Source organism: Jatrophihabitans sp. GAS493, assembly GCF_900230215.1.
Classification (GTDB): Bacteria; Actinomycetota; Actinomycetes; order Mycobacteriales; family Jatrophihabitantaceae; genus MT45.
The window spans coordinates 4,873,368-4,879,921 of the sequence record NZ_LT907982.1 but is presented as its reverse complement, the minus strand read 5'-3'; the positions used below and the strand labels follow the sequence as shown (position 1 = coordinate 4,879,921).

Here is a 6,554-nt window from a genome sequence, read left to right as displayed (position 1 = left end):
CGTGACCGTGATCAGCGGTGCGCTGGAAGAGTCGTCAGTGGCCACGAGATAGGTGCCGGTCACGCCCTCGTCGGTCAGAATCTTCGCGGCGTCGATGCTGGAGAGGTTCAGCGACAGGACATCGCCGACCCCGTTGAGGCCGCCCAGATCGAGGTAGGGGTTGGCCCCGGCCCCGGCCGGCGGATCACCAGAACGTTCGCCGTTGCCTTGTAGGTTGCCGGAACCTGGGTAAAGGCCACCGCGACCAGTCCGGCGGTGATGAACAGCGCCAGCAGGACGATGTACCAGCGCCGCAGCAGCAGGGCAACGCGCTTGTGCGGCACGGCTTCGAACCTCCACTGGCTGCTTCGGTTGTATCTGGTCGCTCGGGACTGGCGCTGAGTAGTGGCGATCGGGGAGGGTCCGTGTCGCCGACCGACCTGATCGCCCCCAATCGCCCTAATCGGCTTGGAACGTTGCTGTGCGATCGCTGCGACGAAGTGCTCGACCGTGTTTGCTTTCCGTATTGTATGCGGAGTGAGGACCCAAACGCCCGTTGGAGAGGTCGAGCCTCAGCCGATCCTTGGTTTGGACTCGGAGATCCAGGGCGATCCTCCCGCGCCGCGGCGCTTGGGACGGCGCTGGATTCAGCGGGGTAACCGGCTGCGGTGGGCGTTGGTGCTCACGGCGATCTGCGGTCTGGTGGTGACCCTGGCCGGAGCGATGGTGGCGAGGAAGGCCCCCGGCGTCTTCTTCGCACAGACTCAGGTCAGGTTCGTCATCCCACTCAGCTCGGACAACCCGAACGGGCTCGGCGTCTCGACCCGGAGCCTGATCAGTGCGGCGGGCGTGGTGGCCAAGATCGTGGATCCGGACCCGCTGCCACCGCCGAACGATGAGAGCATCACCATCGTCGGCATGGGGGTGCGCGACGGCTGGTCGGTGACCCTTCCCCAGACCGGCGGCCAGTTCGTCCCGGGCCACACCGAACCGTGGCTCGATGTGCAGGTCGCCGGTTCGAATCCGGACGAGGTGAAGGCCCAGATGGACCAGCTGTTGGTGCGCATTCCGAAGGTCTTGAACGACCTCGAGCAGCAGCGGCAGGTCAGCGCCGAGAACCTGATCCGGACCAAGCTCGTTCCCGAGGGTGAGCCCGAGGTGACCTACCTTCATGGCAGCCGGTCACGCTCCGCGCTGGCCGTCCTCATCCTCGGCGTTTCACTGACCGGCGCCGCCATGGCGCTGCTGCGCCGGGTCGCTCGCTAGGCTGCTACCGAAGATCCACATCCCCGCACAGATCAGTCGGTAAGGGGAGCAGTGCAGATGGGCGCACGGCGACGACGAGTCCTGATAATCGTTCAGAATCTGCCGGTGCCGCTGGACCGGCGGGTGTGGCTGGAGTGCCAGGCGCTGCGCGACGTCGGTATCGGCGTCTCGGTGATCTGCCCGAAGGGCCCGGGCGACCCGTTCATCCAGGAGATCGACGGCGTCCGTATCTACAAGTACCGCCGCCACCGGCCGCCTCCGGCGTGCTGGGCTACATGTACGAGTTCATCTACTGCTGGCTGGTGACCGCGCTGCTGTCGCTGTTGGTGGCGGCGCGGGACGGTTTCGGGGCGATCCAGGCCTGCAACCCGCCGGACACGTACTGGGCGCTGGCGCTGCTCTACCGCCCATTCGGTAAGCGCTTCGTCTACGACCAGCACGACCTCAACCCGGAGGTCTTCCTATCCCGGTTCGGCGCGCCGAAGTCCACCGGGGCCCGAGTGCAGTTCGGCGCGCTGCGCTGGCTGGAGAAGATGACCTACCGGACCGCGCACGAGGTCATCTCCACCAACGAGTCCTACCAGCATCGCGCTGAACCGCGGCGGGCGTGACCCGCAGACGGTCACCGTCGTGCGCAGCGGACCGGACACCACGGTGATGCGCCCGGTCGAGCCGGTCCCGGCACTGCGCGGTGGGCAGGAGCGACTGGCCGTGTACCTCGGCATCATGGGGCCGCAGGACGGCGTCGACCAGGCGCTGCGGGCCCTCGCCGAACTCGTCCACGGCCGCGGCCGCCAGGACTGTCACCTGGCGCTGCTCGGCTTCGGCGATTGCCTCGAGGAGCTGAAGGAGCTGGCCGTCGAACTCAACCTCGACGAGTACGTGACCTTCACCGGTCGGGTCGCCGCCCCCGAGATCGCTGACTACCTCTCGACGGCCGACATCGGTATCTGCCCCGACCCGAAGAGCCCTCTCAATGACGTCTCGACGATGAACAAGACGATGGAGTACATGGCCTACTGCTTACCGGTGATCAGCTTCGACCTGGTCGAGACGCGGGTCTCGGCCGGCGAGTCCGCGATCTACCTGCCGTCCGGAGACCTCGCCGGTTTCGCGCAGGCTTGGGAGCTGCTGCTCGACGACCCCGGTGAGCGGGCCGGCGGGGCGCCTCGCCCGCACCCGCGTCGCCGCCGAGCTCGACTGGGCTCCGCAGCGCGACAAGTATGTGCGGGTCTGGCAGCGGGTGCTCGGCCTGCCCGAGGACGGGTATCCGGTCAACCCCGAGGCTCTGGCTGCCCAGAACGCCAGGACCTCCGACGCTCGCGGCCGACGTTATATAGCGTTGGACGATCCGGCGCGGTTGGCCGATTTCATCCAGCATCGGGCCTGACGGTCGCGATCAATCAGGAGGTTGCGGTGTCGGACACCACCTGCCACATGTCCATCTCATTGGACGGCTTCGTCGCCGGACCGGATCAGAGCCGGGAGAACCCGTGGGCAAGCGGGGGCAGGAGCTGCACGGCTGGCACATCGGCGACCCCCGGGCCAATGAGGCTGACCAGCTCGCCACGGGGTGGCTCATGCGCCCCCGCGGTGCGTATGTGATGGGGCGCAACATGTACGGCCCGATCCGTGGGGAGTGGGACGAGGAAGACTGGTCGGGCTGGTGGGGTCCCGAACCGCCGTACCACGCGCCGGTCTTCGTGCTGACCCACCACCGCCATGATCCGATCCCGATGGATGGCGGGACGACCTTTCACTTCGTCACGAGGGTTTCGACGCCGCCTACGCCGCCGCATCTGAGGCGGCTGGGATAGCGGGGTGGACATCGCCGGTGGAGCCTCGGACGGTCCGGCAGGCACTCGCGGCCGGGGTGATCGATGAGCTGACCCTCGAACATCGCGCCCGTGCTGCTCGGTTCCGGCGAGCGCATCTTCGACGGTGTTGAGTCCTTCGGCTTCGAGCCGGTCGAGGTGCTTCACTCCCCTCTGACCACCCATATTCGCTACCGCCGCAGCTGAGGCCGTCCCGGACGAATCCGGTGGAGATCTTCAGGGTGAGTCGGGGCGGGCGCGCCGGTAGCGCTCGTAGATCACGTGTGAGTCGAAGGTTCTGGTCTCGATGAGGTCGAGGGGTGTCTCCTCGGCCGTCACAGGTAGGTAGGGCGTGCCGCCACGACCAGGATCGGCAGGCGGAAGATACGCAGCTCATCGACCAGGCCGAGTTCGATCGCCGCGGCGGCGAGCCCGGGGCCGCCGATCTCGGCGTCCTTCCCGATCTCGTCCTTCCCTGTCGCGCCGTTCCCGGTCTCGCCCAGCGCCGTGGCGATCTCCTCAGCCACCGACGAGCGCGCCAGGCGGGCGTTTCCCTGGACGCTATCCAGGGTTCGGCTGAAGACGACCTTCGGTAGTGCAGCCCAGACGTCGGCGAATTCGGCGCCCAGTTCGGTCTCGCGCATCGCGGGCTCGGTCTCCCAGGGCAGCATCGTCTCGTAGAGCCGGCGGCCGCAGAGGTAGGAGCCGAGCCCACTTACGCGCGCGAGGTGGAAGGCGAAGAGCTCGTCGCTCGGGGGCTCCACCCGAAATTACCGTCACGATCGGCGATGTAGCCGTCCACGGAGACGCCCATCGAGTAGATCAGCACGGCCCGATCGTATCCAGGCAATCACCCGAGGCTGCTGCAGGACCGCGCAGGCACGGCTTCTGGCATGAGACGTACTCCCGCAGCGGGGCGATGGAGTCGATCTACATCGACATGCCGGCCATTGGCCTGGCCAAATTCGCACCGGTGCAGCCCGCCCGCGGTTCGACGTTCTCGGCCCGGCGCCCACCCAGCCGCAGCCAGTCGGCGGCTATCAGCACCTCAAGCGCCAGAACGGGGCGAGTAGTTCGGCCCGGGCTCTTCCCTGCTCGAAGCCGGCTCGGGCGGCGGCCGGGCGCAGCGACAGATCCATCGCATTCGCACCGAACATGTGCTCCGGCGTCGGGGTCGGGGAAGATGGTCTCCACCCGGCTGCCGTGGGCGCGAAGCTCCTCGATCTGGGTGGCCAGATGCGTGCCCCAGGCCGGCGGATGCAGTGACCTTCCGCCGAACGGTGAGAGCACGAGTACCCGTCCGTATCCGAGTGCCAGATCGGCGTTCTCGGCGTTGGATCGGTAGCCGCCGTCGAGGTATCGGCGGTCGCCCGATGCGGTAGGGCGGGAGTCCGAAGCCGTTGTGCAGCTGGCCGCGATGGCATCCACCAGCTCGACTCCACTGTGGCGATCGAAGACGACCGGCTCGCCGGTGTCGGCGTCGATCGCAGTGATGAACATCCTGCGGTCCGGCCAGTCCCTGGCGGGCAGCCGGGCCGCCACGGTGGCCCCGCCACTGCAGCTGCCGGGGACCGTCCGCCGTCGCATCGCGGTCACTCGCCGCCGCCCCCAGTCTGCGGCGCAGGTCGGCCACGTCCGCGGCGGAGTCGATGATCTCGCGCAACCGCTGCAGCTGGTTGACCACTGGTCCCATCGCCGGCGGCCTGCGGTCGCGTCCAGGCGCCGTCGTCGACGGCTGGGATGCCGCGTCGAGGATGGCGGCGAGCAACTCGTTCGGGGAGGCGGCCGCTGATCTGCGCCGCCGCGGGTCGATCCGGCCGAGGTCCCGATGATCAGATCGGCTTCGGTCACATCGAGCCCAGCCGCGCTGAGGCCGGCGATGACGCCGATGAGCCACGCGTTGCCGGTCGATCCGCCGCCGCCGAGGACAAGCGCGCGTTCGCCCGCGGTGCCGTTCGAGACGTGGAATCCCCTCTGGCTGATGCTGTTCCGAGCTCGACCGGTCAGCGGGGGTCGTCGAGGTGTTGTGCTGATTTGAAAAGGGTGTTGCGTTCATGGGTCGCCTCTCGCGAAGTGCTTGGTGGGCGCTCCGGTGGCGATTACGTCGGTCGCAAACTAGGTCAGTCGCGCGATCGTGCACTGGAGGGAGCGCCCACTACGGATACTGCGTACATGGGTGTCACCTCCCGACGTTGAATCACGACTAAATCGCGGCGATGGCAACGATGTCACACCCCCGACGCGCTGGGCAACCGGATTACCCGCCGCGATTACCCGCCGCGTTGGCCGTCTGCGCGTCGGCGGTCAGCCGATCCGCTCGGCCAGTGAGACGACGATCCCCTCGGGTCCGCGGACGTAGGCCATCAGCCAGCTGCCCTCGTGTTCTCCGATGCCGCCGACCAGCCCGTATCCGTCCGCGGCCAAGCCGGCGACGGTCGCCCGCAGGTCGCTGATCTCGAAACATATGTTGCGAAGGCCCAGTCATTCGCCATGGCGGGCGGGTGAGCCGACCACGTGGTCGGGCCGGATGAACCTGGCCAGTTCCAGCCCGGTGCCTCCGCTGGGGGGACGCAGCATGACGATCTCGGTCGCGCGTCCCGGTACCCGGCTGGGCTTCGGTGTCCGGGTTCAGCAGCAGCACCCAGGGCGCGCTGGCGGCGGCCACTCCTTGATTTACCGCGCCCCGGCGAAGCCGAGATTGCTGGTGTTGCGAAGCCAGCATCACCTCTGGGTAATCGGCCGGCCAACGATGTCGGGCGCTGGAGTCCGGGCCCCGAGAGGCGTTTGGTCGACGAACGACGATCTTCCGCGGTCCGATCGGCAAAGCCGCGGCCGGAATCGAGTCGAGGCAGCGGCGGATCCACTCCTGGCAAGTTGTACAGAACAATGAACGATGGAGACTTCAGCGTCGCTCACTGGGCCTCCGGCCGATGATCGGAGACTCCCGGTGCCGCGCCGCGTTGACGGATAACCCGAGCCGGCACTCCGGCCACCAACACTGCCCGCCGGCACGTCGCGGGGTGACCACCGATCCGGCCGGCGACGATCGCGCCGTCGCCGATGCCTCACCCCGGCCACCACAACGACGTTGGCTCCGAGCCAGGTGTTGGCACCGATGTAGATGTCGGCCTCGCGCTTCGGCAGATCCATCACCGGGCCGTCGCCGGGTCGAAGTCGTAGTCCGACGCGGTGATGAACACATGTGGGGCGAGCAGTGCGTGGTCACCGATGACGATGCGACCGTGGGTGTCGCCGGCCCAGATCGAGGTCCACTGACCGAGGTGGCAGCCGTCGCCGATCTGCACCCGCTCGCCGTTGCGGATCGAGACGGTCGGCGACATCGCCACGCCCCGGCCGACGCTGGCCCGCTGGATGTCCGCCCCGTCGTAGCCGAAGAAGTTGGCGATCTTCCGTAGCGCAGCCACGAGCTGGGTGCGAGCAGGCTCATCACGGCCTGAACGACACGGCTGAGCCGACCGGTTGAACTTCTCGCCA

At 67.9% G+C, this 6,554-nt stretch carries 6 protein-coding genes and 5 pseudogenes; 6 read left to right on the top strand and 5 right to left on the bottom strand.

What is annotated here, in order from left to right; genetic code table 11:
* Positions 1 to 107 precede the first annotated feature (107 nt).
* Positions 108 to 323 (bottom strand): hypothetical protein, encoded by a 216-nt coding sequence (locus tag CPH63_RS21975; RefSeq protein WP_096304843.1) that lies wholly within the window; start codon positions 321 to 323, stop codon positions 108 to 110.
* A gap of 193 nt (positions 324 to 516) precedes the next feature.
* Here CPH63_RS21975 and CPH63_RS21970 point away from each other — a divergent pair, with 193 nt between their 5' ends.
* The 5 genes and pseudogenes from CPH63_RS21970 to CPH63_RS23875 all read left to right on the top strand — a co-directional run bounded on the left by CPH63_RS21970 (position 517) and on the right by CPH63_RS23875 (position 3,266).
* Positions 517 to 1,245, top strand: coding sequence for a hypothetical protein (locus CPH63_RS21970; RefSeq protein WP_157749169.1), 729 nt, complete (start codon positions 517 to 519; stop codon positions 1,243 to 1,245).
* A 105-nt stretch (positions 1,246 to 1,350) separates the two neighbouring features.
* Positions 1,351 to 1,551 carry a hypothetical protein gene (locus CPH63_RS23005; RefSeq protein ID WP_206745615.1) on the top strand — a complete coding sequence of 67 codons (201 nt, stop codon included), beginning with the start codon at positions 1,351 to 1,353 and terminating at the stop codon, positions 1,549 to 1,551.
* The gene (locus CPH63_RS23000; protein WP_206745614.1) at positions 1,521 to 1,856 is read left to right on the top strand and encodes a hypothetical protein; all 336 of its coding nucleotides are present in this window, start codon (positions 1,521 to 1,523) and stop codon (positions 1,854 to 1,856) included. Before CPH63_RS23005 ends, CPH63_RS23000 begins: the two co-directional genes overlap by 31 nt.
* 46 nt (positions 1,857 to 1,902) lie before the next feature.
* A pseudogene (locus CPH63_RS23880) lies at positions 1,903 to 2,340 on the top strand (glycosyltransferase); the annotation flags it as partial.
* Positions 2,341 to 2,661: 321 nt separating this feature from the next.
* Positions 2,662 to 3,266: pseudogene (locus CPH63_RS23875) on the top strand (dihydrofolate reductase family protein).
* Positions 3,267 to 3,296: 30 nt separating this feature from the next.
* Here CPH63_RS23875 and CPH63_RS22895 read toward each other — a convergent pair.
* Positions 3,297 to 3,888: pseudogene (locus tag CPH63_RS22895) on the bottom strand (dihydrofolate reductase family protein).
* Between CPH63_RS22895 and CPH63_RS23870 the strand changes: the two are divergent.
* A pseudogene (locus tag CPH63_RS23870) lies at positions 3,829 to 3,957 on the top strand (hypothetical protein); the annotation flags it as partial. The pseudogenes CPH63_RS22895 and CPH63_RS23870 sit on opposite strands and share 60 nt — an antisense overlap.
* Before the next feature lie 32 nt (positions 3,958 to 3,989).
* On the opposite strand, the gene CPH63_RS23340 reads toward CPH63_RS23870, so the two are convergent.
* The 3 genes and pseudogenes from CPH63_RS23340 to CPH63_RS21940 form a co-directional block, all read right to left on the bottom strand.
* Entirely contained in the window at positions 3,990 to 4,940 is a 951-nt protein-coding gene (locus tag CPH63_RS23340; RefSeq protein WP_371365061.1) for a patatin-like phospholipase family protein, read from the bottom strand.
* 423 nt (positions 4,941 to 5,363) lie between these two features.
* Positions 5,364 to 5,663: pseudogene (locus tag CPH63_RS23865) on the bottom strand (VOC family protein); the annotation flags it as partial.
* Between the two features lie 545 nt (positions 5,664 to 6,208).
* Positions 6,209 to 6,484: a hypothetical protein gene (locus CPH63_RS21940; protein WP_096304842.1), complete on the bottom strand. Its 276-nt coding sequence runs from the start codon at positions 6,482 to 6,484 to the stop codon at positions 6,209 to 6,211.
* Between the last annotated feature and the right edge of the window lie 70 nt (positions 6,485 to 6,554).

Bases quoted from the DNA above. Each gene is read 5' to 3' on its own strand.
- CPH63_RS23000 (WP_206745614.1), top strand. From the start codon at position 1,521: ATGTACGAGTTCATCTACTGCTGGCTGGTGACCGCGCTGCTGTCGCTG.